The organism is Hymenobacter rigui (genome assembly GCF_003944715.1).
GTDB lineage: Bacteria > Bacteroidota > Bacteroidia > Cytophagales > Hymenobacteraceae > Hymenobacter > Hymenobacter rigui.
This window is the reverse complement of sequence record NZ_RWIT01000006.1, coordinates 62534-80967: the sequence shown is the minus strand read 5'-3', so window position 1 is coordinate 80967 and position 18434 is coordinate 62534. Positions and strand designations below refer to the sequence as shown.

11 protein-coding genes are annotated in these 18434 nt (G+C 58.7%); 9 read left to right on the top strand and 2 right to left on the bottom strand.

The genetic code is table 11. The features are described 5' to 3' along the window. The first annotated feature begins 81 nt into the window (after positions 1-81). From EI291_RS13005 to EI291_RS12980, 6 genes are all read left to right on the top strand, one after another. Positions 82-810, top strand: a complete 729-nt coding sequence (locus EI291_RS13005; protein ID WP_125420567.1) for a GNAT family N-acetyltransferase — start codon at positions 82-84, stop codon at positions 808-810. A gap of 262 nt (positions 811-1072) precedes the next feature. Continuing rightward, positions 1073-2941, top strand: coding sequence for a tRNA uridine-5-carboxymethylaminomethyl(34) synthesis enzyme MnmG (mnmG, locus tag EI291_RS13000; protein WP_125420565.1), 1869 nt, complete (start codon positions 1073-1075; stop codon positions 2939-2941). 286 nt (positions 2942-3227) lie between these two features. After that, positions 3228-4130, top strand: a complete 903-nt coding sequence (locus EI291_RS12995) for a class I SAM-dependent methyltransferase (RefSeq protein WP_125420563.1) — start codon at positions 3228-3230, stop codon at positions 4128-4130. 213 nt (positions 4131-4343) lie between these two features. Further along, a complete protein-coding gene (locus tag EI291_RS12990) occupies positions 4344-5975 on the top strand; it encodes an Ig-like domain-containing protein (protein WP_125420561.1) in 1632 nt (543 codons plus the stop codon). Positions 5976-7115: 1140 nt separating this feature from the next. Beyond that, entirely contained in the window at positions 7116-7607 is a 492-nt protein-coding gene (locus EI291_RS12985) for a DUF4385 domain-containing protein (RefSeq protein ID WP_125420559.1), read from the top strand. 141 nt (positions 7608-7748) lie between these two features. Further along, a complete protein-coding gene (locus tag EI291_RS12980) occupies positions 7749-8231 on the top strand; it encodes a hypothetical protein (protein WP_125420557.1) in 483 nt (160 codons plus the stop codon). Between the two features lie 195 nt (positions 8232-8426). On the opposite strand, the gene EI291_RS12975 is transcribed toward EI291_RS12980, so the two are convergent. Next, entirely contained in the window at positions 8427-9833 is a 1407-nt protein-coding gene (locus tag EI291_RS12975; protein WP_125420555.1) for an inorganic phosphate transporter, read from the bottom strand. A 365-nt stretch (positions 9834-10198) separates the two neighbouring features. Here EI291_RS12975 and EI291_RS12970 point away from each other — a divergent pair, with 365 nt between their 5' ends. Then, positions 10199-11719 (top strand): glycine--tRNA ligase, encoded by a 1521-nt coding sequence (locus EI291_RS12970; protein WP_125420553.1) that lies wholly within the window; start codon positions 10199-10201, stop codon positions 11717-11719. A 90-nt stretch (positions 11720-11809) separates the two neighbouring features. On the opposite strand, the gene EI291_RS12965 is transcribed toward EI291_RS12970, so the two are convergent. Further along, positions 11810-12208 (bottom strand): hypothetical protein, encoded by a 399-nt coding sequence (locus tag EI291_RS12965; protein WP_125420551.1) that lies wholly within the window; start codon positions 12206-12208, stop codon positions 11810-11812. A gap of 237 nt (positions 12209-12445) precedes the next feature. On the opposite strand from EI291_RS12965, the gene EI291_RS12960 reads away from it, so the two are divergent. Continuing rightward, complete coding sequence (locus EI291_RS12960; protein ID WP_125420549.1) at positions 12446-14884, top strand: efflux RND transporter permease subunit; 2439 nt, start codon at positions 12446-12448, stop codon at positions 14882-14884. Between the two features lie 143 nt (positions 14885-15027). Further along, complete coding sequence (ileS, locus tag EI291_RS12955) at positions 15028-18429, top strand: isoleucine--tRNA ligase (RefSeq protein WP_125420547.1); 3402 nt, start codon at positions 15028-15030, stop codon at positions 18427-18429. Positions 18430-18434 lie beyond the last annotated feature (5 nt).

Below are 18434 nucleotides of genomic sequence, written 5' to 3'. Positions count from 1 at the left end.
GAAACGATAGAGATGCTTCGACTCCGCTCAGCATGACGTTCTTTGTATTCTGACTATCCTGAATGCTCTGACTACTGCACTATGTCCGCTACCCCGCAACCTATCCGCTATATCCCCGGCCCGGCGCTGGATTATTACCTGGGGCAGGGTTATTATCGCATGCACCAGGACCTGTTTACCTGCCGGTTTCTGCCAGTTGAAGGCGAGCTGCGCACGGTGCACTGGCTGCGACTGGAGCTGGCCCGCGTGCATTACGGCCCCGAGCAGCGCCGCCTGCTGCGCTTGGCCGAGCGGTTTACGGTGCGGCGGCGCCAGTTCCAGCTCACGGCCGAGCTGGAGGAGCTGTATGCGGCATACCGGGCCTCTATCACCTTTGATGCGCCGCCTACTGTGGAAGCTTTTCTGCTGGCCGGTTCCACGCACAACGTGTTCAACACGGAGGTGCTGGAAATCTGGCATGGGGCGCGGCTGGTGGCAGCCGGCATCTTCGATGTGGGAGCCCGCACGCTGGCAGGCATCATGAACTTCTACCACCCGGAGTACCGCAAGTTCAGCCTGGGCAAGGTACTCATGCTGCTGAAGCTGGAGCACGCCCGCGCCCTGGGTCACTTTTATTATTACCCTGGCTATTTGGTGCATAACTACCCAAAATTCGACTACAAGCTATTCCCGTGCCCGGCCGCTACGGAGGTGTTCGACTGCCTGACCGGGCAGTGGCTGCCGTTTTCCTGGCCGGAAGTCAACCGCCAGGCCGTTGAGCTGCTGGCCGACTGGAACGAGGACGACTTCGCACCCGAGGACGAGGCGTAAGTACCAGGGCGCGCAAAAACGCGCCGCACTGCGTATCTTTGTGCACGTTTTGAGCGTGTTGCGTGGAACGTTCGGCCACGGTATTCCTGACAAAGCGCCTGCCACCTGCGGGCGTTTTCTGTTTGGCCGCCGCGCGAACTTTCCCGCCCGGGCAGGCTGTTTCCTGCTAACGGTCTGCACGATGCGGCGGCGGTCAGCCAGAGAAGGTGACTGCTCGTAGCGTGTCGCTCAAACCGCCCAGTTGGCTTAAATCCGCGAATTCATGTTTCAGCAAGAAGAATACGATGTCATTGTAGTAGGAGCCGGGCACGCCGGCTGCGAGGCCGCCGCCGCGGCCGCCAACATGGGCTCCAAGGTCCTGCTGGTGACGATGAACATGAACACCATCGCGCAGATGTCGTGCAACCCGGCCATGGGCGGGGTGGCCAAGGGCCAGATTGTGCGCGAGGTGGACGCACTGGGCGGCCAGTCGGGCATTATCACCGACAAAACCATGATTCAGTTCCGGATGCTGAACCGCTCCAAAGGCCCCGCCATGTGGAGCCCCCGGGCTCAGAGTGACCGGATGCGCTTTGCCGAGGAGTGGCGCCTGACGCTGGAGCAGACACCCAACGTGGATTTCTGGCAGGAGGCCGTAACGGGCCTCGTGGTGGAAGACGGCGTGTGCGTGGGTGTGAAAACCCAGCTCGGCATCGAGTTCCGGGGCCGGGCAGTGGTGCTCACCAACGGCACTTTCCTCAACGGCCTCATCCACATCGGCGAAAAGCAGTTTGGCGGCGGCCGCGCGGCCGAGAAAGGCAGCACCGGCATCACGGAGCAGCTGATTGAGCTGGGCTTTGAAGCCGGCCGCATGAAAACCGGCACCCCACCCCGCGTAGACGGCCGCAGCCTGGACTACAGCAAGATGGAGGAGCAGGCCGGCGACGCCGAGCCCAGCAAGTTCTCGTACCTCGACACGCCCACGCTGCGCAACCAGCGCCCGTGCTACATTACTTACACTAACTCCGAAGTCCACGAAATCCTGAAGGAAGGCTTCGAGAAGTCGCCGATGTTCCAGGGCCGCATCAAGGGCCTGGGGCCGCGCTACTGCCCGTCGGTGGAGGACAAAATCAACCGCTTCGCCGACAAGGACCGCCACCAGATTTTCGTAGAGCCGGAAGGTTGGAGCACGGTGGAAGTGTACGTGAACGGCTTCAGCTCTTCGTTGCCCGAGGACGTGCAGTACCGCGCCCTGCGTAAGATTGCCGGCTTCGAAAACGCCAAGATGTTCCGCCCCGGCTACGCCATCGAGTACGACTTCTTCCCGCCGACGCAGCTCCAGCTCACCCTGGAGACCAAGCTGATCCAGAACCTGTACTTCGCGGGCCAGATCAACGGCACCACGGGCTACGAGGAGGCCGCCTGCCAGGGCCTGATGGCCGGCATCAACGCCCACAACAAGGTGCACGGCAAGGCACCATTCGTGCTCAAGCGCAGCGAAGCCTACATCGGCGTGCTCATCGACGACTTGGTGAACAAAGGCACCGACGAGCCCTACCGCATGTTCACGAGCCGCGCCGAGCACCGCCTGCTGCTGCGCCAGGACAACGCCGACCTACGCCTCACGCCCCTGGGCTACGAACTGGGTCTGGCCTCGGAGGAGCGCATGCAGCTGGTGCGCGAAAAGGAGCAACAGACCAAGGAAGTTGCCAAGCTGTTGAAGAACTTCGGCATCGAGGCTGCGGACATCAACCCTTGGCTCACGGAAATCGGTTCGGCCGTCATCAGCGAGAAAACCCGCGCCGTGAATCTGCTGCGCCGCCCCGGCATCAACCTGCCGGCCCTGGCTCGCGTACTGCCCGAACTCACCCTGGCCCTGGCCCCGTACCGCCCCGACGCGCTGGAGCAGGCCGAAATTCTGGTGAAGTATGAGGCTTACCTGGAGAAGGAGCACCAGCAAGCCGCCCGCGTGCAGGAGCTGGAAAACTTCGTGATTCAGGGCCGCCTCGACTACACCGCCATGCCGGCCCTTTCGCACGAAGCCCGCGAAAAGCTGCTCAAGATTCAGCCCGAAACCCTGGGTCAGGCCAGCCGCATCAGCGGTGTTTCGCCGGCCGACGTGTCGGTGCTGATGGTGTACCTGGGGCGGTAAGCCTGTATGCCCGGTCCGATGCCTCCGGCGTCCGATCGGTTACCGCGTGCTGACTATGGCCTTGTCCCATTTACATCATTTAGACGTGCTCGGTTAGGCGGCGCGAACGGCAACCGGTCGGACGCCTCCGGCGTCGGACCGGTATCATCGTCATCAGGCTTCACTGCGGCCGCCGTTTCTTTCCGAAACGGCGGCCGCTTTGGTTTTGTACCTTCGCCTTGCGGCTGGCTTCTCTGCGCAGGCTGGTCGTCGCAATCCGCGTCATCTAATTAATCAGCGAGCATCTGTGATTTACGAGCGACTTGAGAAGTGCCCGGTGTGCGGCAAAACAGAATTCCGTAACAAGCTGGTGGTGGAGGATAAGTCGGTGAGCAAGGAAAGCTTCGCCATTCAGCAGTGCGTGGCCTGTTCGTTTCAGTTTACCAACCCCCGCCCCGATGAAGCCCACATTGGCCGCTACTACGAGTCGGACGAGTACGTGTCGCACAACAGCGGGGCAGGGGGGGTGATTAACCATGCCTATAAGGTGGCCCGGTTTTTCACCATGCGCCGCAAGGTAGCTTTGCTGAACAAGCGGGCCAAGAAGGGTCGCCTGCTGGACTACGGCTGCGGCACGGGGCACTTTCTGGCCGCCGCCAAAGGCAACGGTTGGCAGGTGGCCGGCTGGGAGCCCAACGCCCGCGCCCGGGAAGAGGCCAGCCAGCGCGTGGGCCAGCCCATCGGGGTGGAAAGCCTGGTTCAGTTTCAGCCGGCCAGCTTCGATGCCATTACGCTCTGGCACGTGCTGGAACACGTTCATACCCTGAACGAAACCCTCGCTCAGCTCATTAGTTTGTTGAAGCCCGACGGCACCCTCATCATTGCCGTGCCCAACGTCGACAGCCTCGATGCCCAGCACTACCGCCAGGACTGGGCTGCCTACGATGTGCCGCGTCATCTGTACCACTTCACCCCTAAAACCATGACGCAGCTGCTCAAAAAGCATAAAATGCAGGTGCAGGAGGTGTTGCCCATGCCCCTGGATGCTTACTATGTGAGCATGCTCAGCGAAAAGCACCGGGCCGAGCGGGGTGGCGGAATGCTCACGGTGCTCAAAGCCGGCTACAAATCCAACCAGTACGCCGCCCAGCACGAGGGCCAGTACAGCAGCCTGATCTATGTGGCCCACAAGCGCGGCATGGCAGGGTAGGGGAGAGGGTACCATACTGCTGCTGAAAAAGTTATCATTCCGACTGCTGACCGGAGTTCAGGAACGCCTTGCTTAGGTATTCCGGATTCTGGTTGGCAGTCGGAATGACAGTTTTAGGCCATTGCAGCGTTACACCGTGTACCTTCGGATTTCGAAAACGCTTCCTGAGCCGTTGCCGAAAGTTGTTACCCATCCAAACCTGCTTGCCCCGCAATGCTCCGATCTGCTTCCGTCCGCGCGTCCCTGTTTCTGTTGTTTGCCGCTGCGGCGGGCCTTAGCGGGTGCGCCGCCATCAGCTCGCCGGAAGGTGGCATCCGGGATACTATTCCGCCCAAGCTGGTGCGCACGGTGCCGGCCAACGGCACCCGCAACTACCAGGGCCAGTCGGTGCGGCTGGAATTCTCGGAGCAGGTGCAGCTGAAGGATCTGACCAAGAACCTGATTGTCGCGCCTATCATCGGCGACGATAATCCGTACAAAATCCGGGAGGAGCGCACGGCCATTACGCTTACCTATGAGAAGCCGTTTGCGGCCAATACCACCTATTCCTTCAACTTCGGGAATGCCATCAGCGACATTACCGAAAGCAACCCGGCTCCCAAAGCCATAGTGAGCTTCAGTACCGGGCCGGAGTTGGATTCGGCGTCGGTGCGGGGGGTGGTGCAGGAGGTATTAAGTCAGCAGCCCGTGGAAAATGCCGTGGTACTGCTCTATCCCGAAGCCGATACCTCCACCGTGCAGCGTGGACGCCCTACTTACCAGGCCCGCACCGATAAGGGTGGCCACTTCGAGCTGAATTACTTGAAAGCCGGCCGCTACCGGGCGTATGCGCTGCTGGATAAAAACCAGAACAACCGCTACGAGGAACCAGAACGCATTGGCTACCTGCCGGACCTGCTCACGGTGGGTACCACTTCCGACAGCCTGCGCTTCCTGCTCACCCGGCCCGACACGCGTCGCCCCCTTGTTACCACGCAGAAGACAAACCCGACTGATTTCCGGATCAGCTTCAACGAAGGCGTTGTCCAGACCAGTCTGGCTCCGCTGGGCTCTGCTACGGCTCCCGCTGCTCTCAACGAGGCCGTGCAGCTCACCGAAAAGGGCCGGACGGCCGTACTGTTCCGCACGCCCGAACTACAGGAAGGCCGCTACTTGCTTACCTCCGCCGATAGCGCCGGCAACGTGGGCCGTGACACCATTAATGTGCGCTTCCAGGGCAACCCGCCGGCCAAGCGCGGCGCGGCCTACTCCGTGGAAGGCAGCCCCAGGGAAGTGTACCGCCAGGGACAGGTGAAGTTTGTATTCAATGAGCCCATCCGGCTGACGCCCGGCAAACCCATTGGTACGCTGCTGGAAGATTCCCTGAAGCGCCGCCCGCTGGTGCTGCCCGCCGATGGCAGCCTCAGCCCCGACCGCACTACGCTTAGCCTGAACCTGAACACCACGGCCCGCAAGACCGTCACGTTTCAGCTTGACAGTACCATCATCCGGAGCGTTACGGGGCAGTCCCTGGGTCTGAAACCACTGCGGCTGCGCGTAGTGGAACAAACCAATACCGGTACGCTCAGCGGCCCGCTGCAAACCACCGCCGTCCGCTTCTGGCTACAGTTGCTGGATGCCAATGGCAACATACAGTTTACCTTCGACAGCCCTAAAGGCAGCTACCGTTTCGATAACCTGCAACCCGGCACCTACCGGCTGCGCGTACTCATCGACCAGAACCAGAATGGCCGCTGGGACGGCGGCGACCCGCAACTCAAGCGTCTGCCGGAGCCCGTATACCTGTTCCCAAAAACCATCCAGGTACGCTCTAACTTCGATAACATCGAGACGCTGACCTTCTAACCCGGTCCAACAGGATTTACCTGCATAAGCCCGGCTCCGCCAACGTGCGCGGAGCCGGGCTTTTTTGCAGGCATTGTTGGTATGGACAGCCACCTTGGCAACGCCTGTCGCTACGGACTGTTCGGCTGCGCACTCACTGGCACCACCCGATGAGAAGCCGGGCCAAGATCCGAAAGGCAGAGCGCCAACAGGCAGCGCTGGAATATGTCGTAGTGCGCCCCGGCTTCCCAGCTTGCCAGAAGTGCTGTCGGGCCCGAAGTCGGGAATACCATCAGAGTCCAACTTTGGGCTATATAGAAAAGCTGATGTACAGATATCCACATAGCAAAACCGGGTTTCCGTTTCACCAGGTTGGTTTCCACCTTTTCCAAAATCACAATCCACAACAGTTATCCACCTAAAACCGGCTAACCCGCATAACCTGTGGATAATACTGGGGAAACCTGGGGATAACCCGTGGAGAAGTTGCGGAAAACTTTATTTGGACGTTGACCCCGTTTTGGCAGGCTCTTGGGTATGTACAAAACCTGTGGATACGCGTGGATAACTATCCCCCGAAAATCCCACAATCCACACACCCATGTGGATGTGAATTGTGGATTTCTATCTATCCTATGTGAATAGTTAAAAACTATGCTAACTTCCTATTCATCAGCGCAATGATATCCACACACCCTGTTGGTAGACGGTGGATAACCCCATTCTTGTGCACATGTTACCCACGGCGTGGATAACCTCCTTTTTTTATCCACTTATAAACACCCCTAACGACAGGGATAAAAAGAGATTTTTAAATAAAAGATTTTTTAAAAGTTATTAACCTGTGGAAAAGCGGACCGGATTCAGATTTTGCTCCGGGATGGAAAATAGCTTTCCGGCCTCTGGCGCAACCGGCAAAACCCCGGCAGCCGGTAACGCCCGCCGCATCCGCCTGAAATAGAAAAGTGTGCCCACGCCAATGTGTGGAAATCCCTACACCACGCAGAAATAGACAAAAAGGTGGGTAACATGTGGATAACCGGTTGATAACCCACATGTTAACGGCAGAGCACCTTCGAAATCGGGAAAAACCAGGCAGTAATACATAGCCACCGGGGCTTGGGCGGCGTATAGCGTTATTCCATCTGCCGCCTGAGCCGTATGCTGTTCGATTATCAGCTTGACTTCCGCACCACCGACTTTCGCCAACACCCGGAGCTATATCGGGTGGGCAAAGGAGAGCAGGGAGTGTTGTTGGTAGAACCCTATAAAGGCGAGATTCTGCCCTTCTGGCGCTTCCGTACCCCTGCGGTAGCCCGGGAGTCGTCGGAGAAGATTTACGCGCTGTTTGAGGCCTATTTGCAGCACCATGACTTTGTTGGGGCCGACATGGCCCGCAAGTTCTTGCAGATGGGTTTCACGCGGGCACGACGCTACGCTAACCACAAGGGCGGGAAAAAGTACGATGGGCCGGTACCCGACGATAAAAAGGGCCAGAGCGGCAGCCACGGCCGGGCCGAACTGCCCCGCTCTCCGGAAGATCCGGACAAGGCCGAGTCGGCGGCCATTTTTAAAGCCCGGTGGGATGAGGCCAAGCAACATCCCGAATACCTGCGGCAGCGGGTCGCCTTTGAAGAGCGGTATGGCAAGTAAGTGGTGAAGGATGCAACATGATTTGGGCAGTTTCAGAGAGTCTGGTTCTCGCCCATCTTGCATAACCCATCAATCAACTCTCAAAACTCTCGTCTCACAACTTACCTTTACTCTCTCAATCACCCCTCACCATAACTGGCTATGCAGACACCAGCTCAACCTTCCAGCACCGAAGAAAACGAAATCAGCCTTGGCGTGGGCATGGGCCCCCTGAAGTTTGGCGCCTCCATGGATGAAGTGCGGGCCTTGATGGGGGAACCCGAAGAAATTGAAGAGTCGGAAGACGACGACGAATTCGAGCACCAGGCCTGGAACTACCTCGAGGAAGGCTACTCGCTCTACTTCGACCGGGAAGACGACTACCGCCTGAGCTGCATTGAAACCGACCACCCCGGCATGCGCCTATACGGCGAGGTGATTCACGGGATGAGCCCTGAGCAGTTGCAGGAGCTGATGAAGCGCCACGGCCACGAGCAAAGCGAAGTGGAGAAAATGGACACTGGCGAGATGCGCATCTCCTACGAGAAGGAAATGATTGACCTGTATTTCGATGAAGATGAGCTGCAGTTCGTGAATTTCGGCGTGTTCATCAACGACGATATGGAGGTGCAATGGCCCGCTTAGTATTGAGTTATCCACAAAACGGGCCATTTTAGGTGTTGATAAGTGGATAAGATGCTAATAATCGGGAGTTTTCAACAGATGATCCCAATTCCGGGAGCAATGCTAGTTATACTAGTACGCTGCTGATAATCAGCCGGACAACAAAAAAGCCGCTCCAATTTTGGAGCGGCTTTTTTGTGTCTTTTCAAGAGTTGCCTACGAGGGCATAATGGTTCGGAACAGCAGAAACAAGCCGCCGGACAGTACCATCGTAACGGGTAGCGTGAGCACCCAGGCCAAGGCAATGTTGCGAACCATCTGGGGGTTCAGGTTCTTGATGCCCCGGTTGGCTACCATGCTACCGGCAATGGCCGACGACAGCACGTGCGTGGTAGAGGATGGCAGGCCAAAGCCGGTGGAGGCCCCAATCATGGCGGCGGCTACCAGCTCCGAGGAAGCCCCCTGCGCATACGTCAGGTGCTCCTTGCCAATCCGCTCCCCAATCGTTTTTACAATGCGCTGCCAGCCAATCATAGTTCCGATGCCCAGGGACAGGGCCACCATCAGCGACACCTGCCAGGGGGCATAGTCGGTAAAGGTGCGCATGTTGGCAATGCTGTCTTCGTAGAGTTTACGGTCAGCTGAGCTCAACGGAATTTTTTCGCTGGCGGTGAGTCTCTTGGCGCGGTTATAAAGCAACAGAATGGCTTTGCGGATTTCAAAACGCGACTGTTCAGGTAGCTGCTTCACATCGGTTTTACCCGCGAAAATCTGGTCGAGTGTGGCCGTTTGAGTGCGTACTTCGCCCAGCAGCTTCCGGTCAGCCTCACTCAGCTCGGCGGCGTTCAGCTTGCCCATTACCTGCTCTACACGAGTCAGCGACTCGCGCATATCCAGCGGGTTGAGCTTGGAGTTCAGAGCAAAATGCACCGGCACAATGCCAATCAGAATCAGCATAATCAGCCCCACCCCTTTCTGGCCGTCGTTGGAGCCGTGGAAGTAGCTTACCAACGTGCAGGTGGCAATCAGAATCATGCGGATCCAGATAGGTGGCGGCTTGCGCTTGTGCGGCTCCTTGAAGATGGTTTTGTTCTTCACGAAGCGGCGCAGCAAAAACATCAGGATGATGGTAAGCGAAAAGCCAAACAGCGGGCTTACCAACAGGGCCAGGCCGGTTTCGCCAGCCTTGCCCCAGTTTACGGCTGATGCGCCGGAGCCCGGCAGCAGCGAGAAGGCAATGCCCACACCCAGAATGGAGCCGATGAGGGCGTGGGAGGATGAGGAGGGGAGGCCGTAGTACCACGTGCCGACGTTCCAGATAATGGCTGCCACAATAAGGGCCCCCACCATGGCAATACCGTGGTACACATTCTGGTCCACGAGGCTTTCCACGGGCAGCAGGTACACAATACCCATGGCCACGCCAATGCCGCCGGCAATTACGCCCACGAAGTTCCAGAACGCCGACCACACCACCGCTACCCACGGCCGCAGCGAGTTGGTGTAAATCACCGTCGCCACGGCGTTGGCCGTGTCGTGGAAGCCGTTTACAAATTCAAACGCGCAGGCTGCTACCAGACAGGCAATCAGCAGCAACAGCACATGAGGCTCTAAGCCAAACATAAAGGGGGGATTGGTGAAGATTCAGTTTTCGGCAACCAAAGGTACTGCCGCCCTAAGGGGGCGCAAGATTATGAAATTGTTACCGCACTGCCCGGATGGCCGGCGAGTTGAGCCGCTAAACGCAGGATGTGGCGGCAGGTTCAGGCGGCGGGAGTGAAGGTCAGTAAATTACTGAAAAGCAGCCGCTCAACCGCCTTTCTGGTAGCCAGGCTAGCACGGTAGTAAATGCTTTGGCTACTTTTGCCCTTTATATAGAATTGAGAGCTTATAACGGAGAGCCAAGAACTGATTCGGCAATTGCTGGTTAGGTCCCGGCTATCTAAGATCTAGGCTCTCAATTCTAAGCTCTCAATTCTATCCTCCGCATGAGCAAACCCGCGCAACCCGCCGCCAATACCACCGAAGGCACCCTGGCCGAAATCGTGTCGCACGCCAAGGAATACGGCTTCGTGTTCCCCTCCTCCGAAATCTACGACGGTCTGGCTGCCGTGTACGACTACGGCCCCAACGGCGTGGAGCTGAAAAACAACCTGAAGCAGCTGTGGTGGAAAGCCATGACCCAGCTCAACCAGAACGTGGTGGGCATCGACGCGGCCATTTTCATGCATCCCACCACCTGGAAAGCCTCCGGCCACGTCGACGGCTTCTCGGACCCCATGATTGACAACCTCGACAGCAAGAAGCGCTACCGCGCCGACGTGCTGTTGGAGGAGCGCGCCGCTGAGTACGAGAAAAACGGCGAGCTGGCCCGGGCCGAAACTCTGCTGGCCGAAATGGGCCGCCTGCTTACGGCCGAGGACCTGGCCGGCGTAAAGCAGCTCATCATCGACGAGAAAATCCTCTGCCCCATCAGCAAAACCGGCAACTGGACCGACGTGCGCCAGTTCAACCTGATGTTTTCGACCCAGATGGGCGCGGTGGCCGAGGGCTCCAACGAAATCTACCTGCGCCCCGAAACGGCTCAGGGTATTTTCGTGAACTTTTTGAACGTGCAGAAATCGGCGCGCCAGAAGGTGCCGTTTGGCATTGCCCAGATTGGTAAGGCCTTCCGCAACGAGATTGTGGCCCGGCAGTTCATCTTCCGCATGCGGGAGTTTGAGCAGATGGAAATGCAGTTCTTCGTGCGGCCTGGCACCGAGGAAGAGTGGTACCAGCACTGGAAAGCCGCCCGCCGCCGCTGGCACGAGGTAATGGGCCTGCCCGCCGACAAGCTCCGCTTCCACGACCACGAGAAGCTGGCCCACTACGCCAAAGCCGCCGTGGATATCGAGTATGAGTTCCCCTTCGGCTTCAAGGAAATCGAAGGCATCCACTCCCGCTCCGATTTCGACCTGACCCAGCACCAGCAGTTCAGCCGCAAAAAGCAGAACTACTTCGACAACGACATCAACCCCGAAACCGGCAAGCCCTACGGCAACTACGTGCCCTACGTGGTAGAAACCTCGGTGGGAGCTGACCGTCTGTTCCTGGCCACGCTTTGCCAGGCGTATCAGGAAGAAACCATTGTAGAAGGCGAAGGCGAGGAGCAGAAAACCAAAACCCGCAAGCTGCTGCGCCTGCACCCGGCCGTAGCGCCGGTGAAAGCCGCCATCTTCCCACTGGTGAAAAAGGACGGCCTGCCCGAGAAAGCCAACGAAATCTACAACCAGCTGCGCTTCGATTTCCGGGTGGTAGTGGAGGAGAAGGACAGCATCGGCACGCGCTACACCCGCCAGGACCTCATCGGCACGCCCTTCTGCATTGCCGTTGACCACCAGACACTGGAGGACAACACCGTGACCATCCGTCACCGCGACTCCCGTGAGCAAACCCGCATGCCCATCTCGGAGCTGCGCAGCTACATTGGCGAGGCCGTGAGCCTCTCGCGCATTTTTGAGCAGCTGTAAGCCAGCAGAGAATCAGCGAAAAGCAAAACGGCCGCCGGAGCAATCCGGCGGCCGTTTGTTGTATGAGGCTGGTGGTGTGTGAGCGGGCGGTTAGTTTTCGCTCAGCCACTGGGTGGCGTCGCGGCGGGAGGTGAAGTAGTTGAACTCCACGCGGGCCGGGGGCAGGGTGGAGGACGCAATGGAGTTGCCAATCTGGTACTGGTACTGTCCCTCCGAAACCACGGCGGCAATAAACAGCGGGCGGTGGGCGTGGTCGGCCAGGGTATCGACCAAAGGGCCCAGCAGCTCGTCGGCCTCATCTGTGGGTGGAGCGTTGCGCTTCAGGTCCAGCAGCAGCTTGCCCACGTTCTGGGCCAGCATTTCCTCCAGGGCGCGCTGATACGCCTGGCCGAACGACACCGATAAGCGGGTAGCGTTGTAGCTCAGGTGGAGAGTTTCAGAAGCCGGATTGTACGTGAGGGACGCATCCGGGGAATTATACAATGTCATGGTAAAAGAAAAAGAACAAGCTGAACGCGAAATAATTCAAATTTATATACGCGCAACGTGTTGTAATGGCAGTGTTTACGTAGAATAAGGCATAAAATGTTCCCTATATTCTGAAGAATAAATGAGTTTTCCAATTGGACTTGTTATATGACTGCCAGTGCAAGACGAAGGTTTACCCGTTGATGCTCACCGCTTACCTGCCGGGGGTTATGTACCTTTGCTGCATTTTACCGGCCTATGTGGAGAAACCTCGCCTTATTCGTCATTAAGAACCGTCGCCTGCTGGTTGGGCTGCTGGCCGTTATAACGGTGTTTATGGCCTGGGAAGCCCGCAAAATCGAAATGACCTACGATTTTGCCCAGGTGGTGTCGCCCACCGACCCGGACATGGTGTACTTCCAGCGCTTCAAGCAGAAGTTCGGGGAGGATGGCAACGTGCTGGTGCTGGGCATGCAGGACAGTTCGGTGTACAAGCTCAGCAACTTCAACGAGCTGCGCATGCTCACCGACACGCTGAGCAAGGTGGAAGGTGTCAACGGCATCCTGGGCGTAACGCGCCTGCCGCGGCTGGTGAAGGATACGGCCACCCAGACCTTCCGGGCCGAGCCCATCTTCCGGCGCTTCCCCGGCAGTCAGCTGGAGCTGGACTCGCTGATGCGGGTGGTGAACTCCCAGGAGTTCTATAAGGGCCAACTGATTTCGCCTACCACCGGGGCTACGCTGCTGGCCCTTACTATGGACCCCAAGTACCTGAACTCCAGCCGGCGCGAGGCGGTGATGCAGGAAATCCTGGGCCACGCCGAGCGGTTTCAGCAGAAGACGGGCATCAAGATGCACTACGCCGGCCTGCCCTACGTGCGGGCCACCATGACCACCAAAGTAGCTTCCGAGATGAAGCTGTTTGTGGCCCTCACCATTGTGATGATGGCCCTTACGCTGCTCATGTTTTTCCGTACGTGGTCGGCGGTGGTGTTCCCATTGCTGATTGTGCTCATTGTGGTGGTATGGTGCATTGGCTCGATGGTGCTGCTGGGCTACAAAATCAACCTGCTGACCGGGCTGATTCCAAGCATTATCATCGTTATCGGTATTCCGAACTGCACCTACCTGCTGAGCCGCTACCACTACGACTACCGCAAATCGGGGAACCAGGTGCTGGCTATGGCGCGGGTGGTGCGCAAAATCGGGCTGGTTACGCTCATGAACAACACTACCACGGCCATTGGCTTCGTGGTGTTTTGCTTCACCAACATTGCCATTCTGTTCCAGTTCGGGGCGGTGGCCACCCTCAACATCTTCGTGGCCTTTGCGGTGTCGTTTATTCTGATGCCCATTGTGTTCACCATTCTGCCCCCGCCCACGCCCAAGCAGTTGGAACACCTGGAGGCCAAGCCGCTGATGAAGCTGCTGGAGTTCTTTGATTACCTGGTGCTGGAGCGCCGCCAGACGGTGTACGCGGCTGCTTTGGTGTTTGCGGTGCTGGCCGGTTTTGGCGTGAGCAAGGTGCGCTCGGTGAGCTACATGGTGGATGATTTGCCCAAGGATTCCTCGGTAAACTCCGACCTGAAATTTTTCGAGCAGCACTTCAACGGGGTGATGCCGCTGGAGCTGGTAGTGGATACCGGCAAGCCCAAAGGCCTGCTGAAGCTGAAGAACCTGGAGCGCATCGACCGCCTCGAAAACTTCCTGCGCACTCAGCCCGTGCTTACCACCCCGGTGAGCGTGGTAACGGCCCTGAAAGCCTCTACCCAGGCCTTCTACAACGGCAGCCCCGAGTACTACCGCCTGCCCGATAACTCGGAGAAAAACTACGTATTCAGCTACCTGGCTCACTCCCAGAATGCCAAAAGCAGCGAAGGAGCCCTCACCAGCAAGCTGCTCCGCTCCTTCACAGATAGCACCATGCGCGAGGCCCGGATTTCGCTGAAAATTGCGGACATCGGCTCCCACAACCTCGATACCCTGCTCAACAACCGTATCCGCCCCGAAATCAAGAAGATTTTCAACGGCACAGGCATGGATGTGCGGCTGACGGGTACCACCATCATCTTCACCAAGGGCAACGAGTACCTGATTGGTACGCTTAAGGAAAGCCTCATCATTGCCTTCGTGCTGGTGGGCCTGGTAGTGTTGATTTTGTTCCGCAGCATCCGGGCGGTGTTTTTCACGCTGCTGCCCAACTTCTTCACGCTGCTGCTTACGGGCGGGATTATGGGCTACTTCGGTATTCCGCTCAAGCCCAGCACGGCCCTTATTTTCAGCATTGCGCTGGGTATTGACGGAGACAATTCCATTCACCTGCTGGCCAAGTTCCGGCAGGAAATGGCCGCCAACGGCCGCCGCGTGAAGGCTGCCATCAGCACCACCCTCAGCGAGGCCGGCACCAGCATGATTTATACCAGTATTGTGCTGTTTCTGGGTTTTTCGGTGTTTGCCTTCTCGGAGTTTGGCGGCACCAAGGCGCTGGGCCTGCTCATGTCGGCCAGCCTGCTGATTACCAACTTCTCCAACCTGATTCTGCTGCCCTGCTTGCTGGTTACCTTCGAGCACGGCAAGGACGAGGACGTTATCGACCAGACCGGTATCCGGCACTACGACGACAACTACCACGAGGAAGACGACGACCTGGAACTGAACCTCAACCGTATGCAGGTACAGCCGAAACTGAACGGTTAATAAGCCTTTACCAATCAATTCCACCGTCATGCTGAGCTTGCCGAAGCATCTCTACCGCTTCGTTCTCACAACTGAGTTAGCCAGCGGTAGAGATGCTTCGGCAAGCTCAGCATGACGTTCTGATACAACGACCCTCCCCACAAATGAACTACCCCGAATTCAAGCAGCCGCTCAACTACGGCCAGGTTGGTACTGATATCCTGGCGTGGTGGAAACAAAACGGCATTTTTGAGAAAAGCGTGAGCACCCGCGAAGGGCAGCCCACCTTCGTGTTCTACGAGGGCCCGCCCTCGGCCAACGGTGCCCCCGGCATCCACCACGTGATGGCCCGGACGGTGAAGGACATCTTCTGCCGCTACCAGACGCTGCTGGGCAAGCAGGTAAACCGCAAAGGCGGCTGGGATACCCACGGCCTGCCCATCGAGCTGCAGGTAGAGAAGGAGCTGGGCATCACGAAGGAGGATATCGGCAAGAAAATCAGCATCGAGGAGTACAACCAGCGCTGCCGCGAAACCGTGATGCGCTTCAAAGCCCAGTGGGACGACCTCACCGAGAAAATGGGCTACTGGGTGGACCTCGACGACCCCTACATCACCTTCGAGCCCGAGTACATTGAAAGCTGCTGGGCCCTGCTCAAGAAGCTCTACGACAAGGGCCTGCTCTACAAAGGCTACACCATTCAGCCCTACTCGCCGGCCGCCGGCACCGGTTTGTCGTCGCACGAGCTGAACCAGCCCGGCACGTACCGGGACGTGAAGGACACGACCATCGTGGCCCAGTTCAAGGTGCAGCGCGATGAGGCGTCGGAGAAGCTGTTTGCTGTGGACGAGGACGTGCCGACATACATCCTGGCCTGGACGACCACGCCCTGGACGCTGCCCGCCAACACGGCGCTGGCCGTGGGCAAGGGCATTGCTTACGTGCTGGTGCGCACTTTCAACCCCTACACCGGCGCCCCGATCCGGGTGGTGCTGGCCGAGGCGTTGCTGGGCAAATACTTCTCGGAGAAAGGCAAAGATGCTTCGCTGGACGACTTCAAAGCCGGCGACAAAGTGCTGCCCTGGCGCATCGAGAGTACCTTCAAAGGGGCTGACCTCGTGGGTATCCGCTACGAGCGGTTGTTCGGGCAGGACAAGGGCTATCCGGCGTTTGAGGGCGAGGAAAACGCCTTCCGCGTTATCAACGGCGACTTCGTAACCACCGAAGACGGTACCGGCATCGTGCACATTTCGCCCACGTTTGGTGCCGACGACTTCCGGGCCGCGCAGCTGGCCGGTGTGCCCGCCCTGCTGGTAGCCGACGACGAAGGCAAGCTGGGTCCGGTGGTGGACCGCACCGGCCGCTACGTGCAGCAGATGGGCGAATTCGGGGGCCGCTGGGTGAAAAACTACGACGGCCTCGACCAGAGCGGCGCCGACTACAAAACCCTCGACGAAAGCATTGCCATCCGCATGAAAGGCGACGGCACGGCCTTCAAAGTGGAGAAGTACGAGCACACCTACCCGCACTGCTGGCGCACCGATAAACCCGTACTGTACTACCCCTTGGACTCTTGGTTTATTAAAACCACGGCGGTGAAGGACCGGCTCATCGAGCTCAACAAAACCATCAACTGGCAGCCCGAAAGCACCGGCACCGGCCGCTTCGGCAACTGGCTGGAAAACCTGGTGGACTGGAACCTGAGCCGCTCGCGCTACTGGGGCACCCCGCTGCCCATCTGGCGCACCCAGGACGGCTCGGAGGAAATCTGCATCGGCAGCATCGCCGAGCTGAGCGCCGAAATCGATAAGGCCGTGGCCGCGCAGGTGATGACGCACAACCCCATTGCCAGCGGGGAAATGACTGACTTGCACCGCCCCTACGTGGACGACGTGTTCCTGGTGAGCCCCAGCGGCCAGCCCATGTACCGTGAAACGGACCTCATCGACGTGTGGTTTGACAGCGGCGCCATGCCCTACGCCCAGTGGCACTACCCGATTGAAAACGAAGGGCAGTTCCGCAAAAACTTCCCCGCCGATTTCATTGCCGAAGGCGTGGACCAGACCCGCGGCTGGTTCTTCACCCTGCACGCGCTGGCCGTGATGCTGGAGGATTCAGTGGCTTATAAAAATGTGATGGCCAATGGGTTGGTGCTGGATAAGAACGGCAACAAGATGAGCAAGCGCCTCGGCAACGCCATCGACCCGTTCACCACCATCAGCCAGTACGGCCCCGACGCCACGCGCTGGTACATGATTGCCAACGCCCAGCCCTGGGACAACCTCAAGTTCGACCTCAACGGCATCACGGAGGTGCAGCGCCGCTTCTTCGGCACGCTGTTCAACACCTACTCGTTCTACGCCCTGTACGCCAACCTCGACGGCTTCCAGGCCCGCGAGTTCGACCGGGTGCCTTACGCCGAGCTGAGCGAGCTGGACCGCTGGATTCTGAGCAAGCTGCAGTCGTTGATTCAGGAAGTGCGCGGCTATTATGATGGGTACGACCCCACCAAAGCCGCCCGCGCCATCCAGGATTTCGTCACCGACCAGCTTTCCAACTGGCACGTGCGTCTCTCGCGCCGTCGTTTCTGGAAGGGTGAGCTGACCCAGGACAAGAAAGCCGCCTACGAAACCCTGCAGGAATGCTTGGTGATGGTGTCGCAGCTGATGGCTCCCATTGCGCCCTTCTTCGCCGAGTGGCTGTACCAGAACATGACCGGCGGCATGCGCGCCGAAGCCATTGAACGCAACACCCCGCTGGCCGCCGAATCGGTGCACCTGACCCTGCTGGTAGAGGCCGACGAAGCCCGTATCGACAAGGCGCTGGAAGAGCGCATGGAACTGGCTCAGCGGATTTCTTCGCTTACGCACTCACTCCGCAAAAAATCGGTGCTGAAGGTGCGCCAGCCGTTGCAGCGCATCCTGGTGCCGGTGTTCAACGATACCACCCGCGAGCAGGTGGGCAAGGTGGAAGACCTGATCTGCGCCGAGGTGAACGTGAAGCACGTGGAGTTCCTCGACGATACCAGCGGCGTGCTGGTGAAGTCGGTGAAGCCCAACTTCAAGCGTCTGGGCCAGCAGTACGGCGCCAAGCTGAAAGCCGTGGGGGCCCGCATCCAGCAGATGAGCGCCGAGGAAATCAGCACCCTCGAAAAAACCGGCCAGCTGGCCGTGGAAATCGACGGCGAAGCCTACACCCTGGCCCCCGACGACGTGGAAATCCGCACCCAGGACCTGCCCGGCTGGCTGGTAGCCACCGACGGCCCCCTCACGGTAGCCCTCGACGTGACCCTGACCGACGAGCTGCGCCAGGAAGGCGTGGCCCGCGAGCTGGTGAACCGCCTCCAGAACCTGCGCAAAGACAGCGGCCTAGAAGTGCAGGACAAAGTACGCGTGACGCTGCAGCAGCAGCCCGAGCTGGAAGCTGCTGTGCAGTCGTTCGGCAGCTACATCCGGGAGGAAGTGCAGGCCCTGAGCCTGGATTTCGCCCCGGAAATCAGCGGCGGCGCGGTACTGGAATTCGACGAGTATTCGGTACCCGTACAGCTGGAAGTCGCAACTGCCTAAGCCTC

Bases quoted from the DNA above. Each gene is read 5' to 3' on its own strand.
- EI291_RS13005 (WP_125420567.1), top strand. From the start codon at position 82: ATGTCCGCTACCCCGCAACCTATCCGCTATATCCCCGGCCCGGCGCTG.
- mnmG (WP_125420565.1), top strand. From the start codon at position 1,073: ATGTTTCAGCAAGAAGAATACGATGTCATTGTAGTAGGAGCCGGGCAC.
- EI291_RS12990 (WP_125420561.1), top strand. From the start codon at position 4,344: ATGCTCCGATCTGCTTCCGTCCGCGCGTCCCTGTTTCTGTTGTTTGCC.
- EI291_RS12985 (WP_125420559.1), top strand. From the start codon at position 7,116: ATGCTGTTCGATTATCAGCTTGACTTCCGCACCACCGACTTTCGCCAA.
- EI291_RS12980 (WP_125420557.1), top strand. From the start codon at position 7,749: ATGCAGACACCAGCTCAACCTTCCAGCACCGAAGAAAACGAAATCAGC.
- EI291_RS12975 (WP_125420555.1), bottom strand. From the start codon at position 9,833: ATGTTTGGCTTAGAGCCTCATGTGCTGTTGCTGCTGATTGCCTGTCTG.
- EI291_RS12970 (WP_125420553.1), top strand. From the start codon at position 10,199: ATGAGCAAACCCGCGCAACCCGCCGCCAATACCACCGAAGGCACCCTG.
- EI291_RS12965 (WP_125420551.1), bottom strand. From the start codon at position 12,208: ATGACATTGTATAATTCCCCGGATGCGTCCCTCACGTACAATCCGGCT.
- EI291_RS12960 (WP_125420549.1), top strand. From the start codon at position 12,446: ATGTGGAGAAACCTCGCCTTATTCGTCATTAAGAACCGTCGCCTGCTG.
- ileS (WP_125420547.1), top strand. From the start codon at position 15,028: ATGAACTACCCCGAATTCAAGCAGCCGCTCAACTACGGCCAGGTTGGT.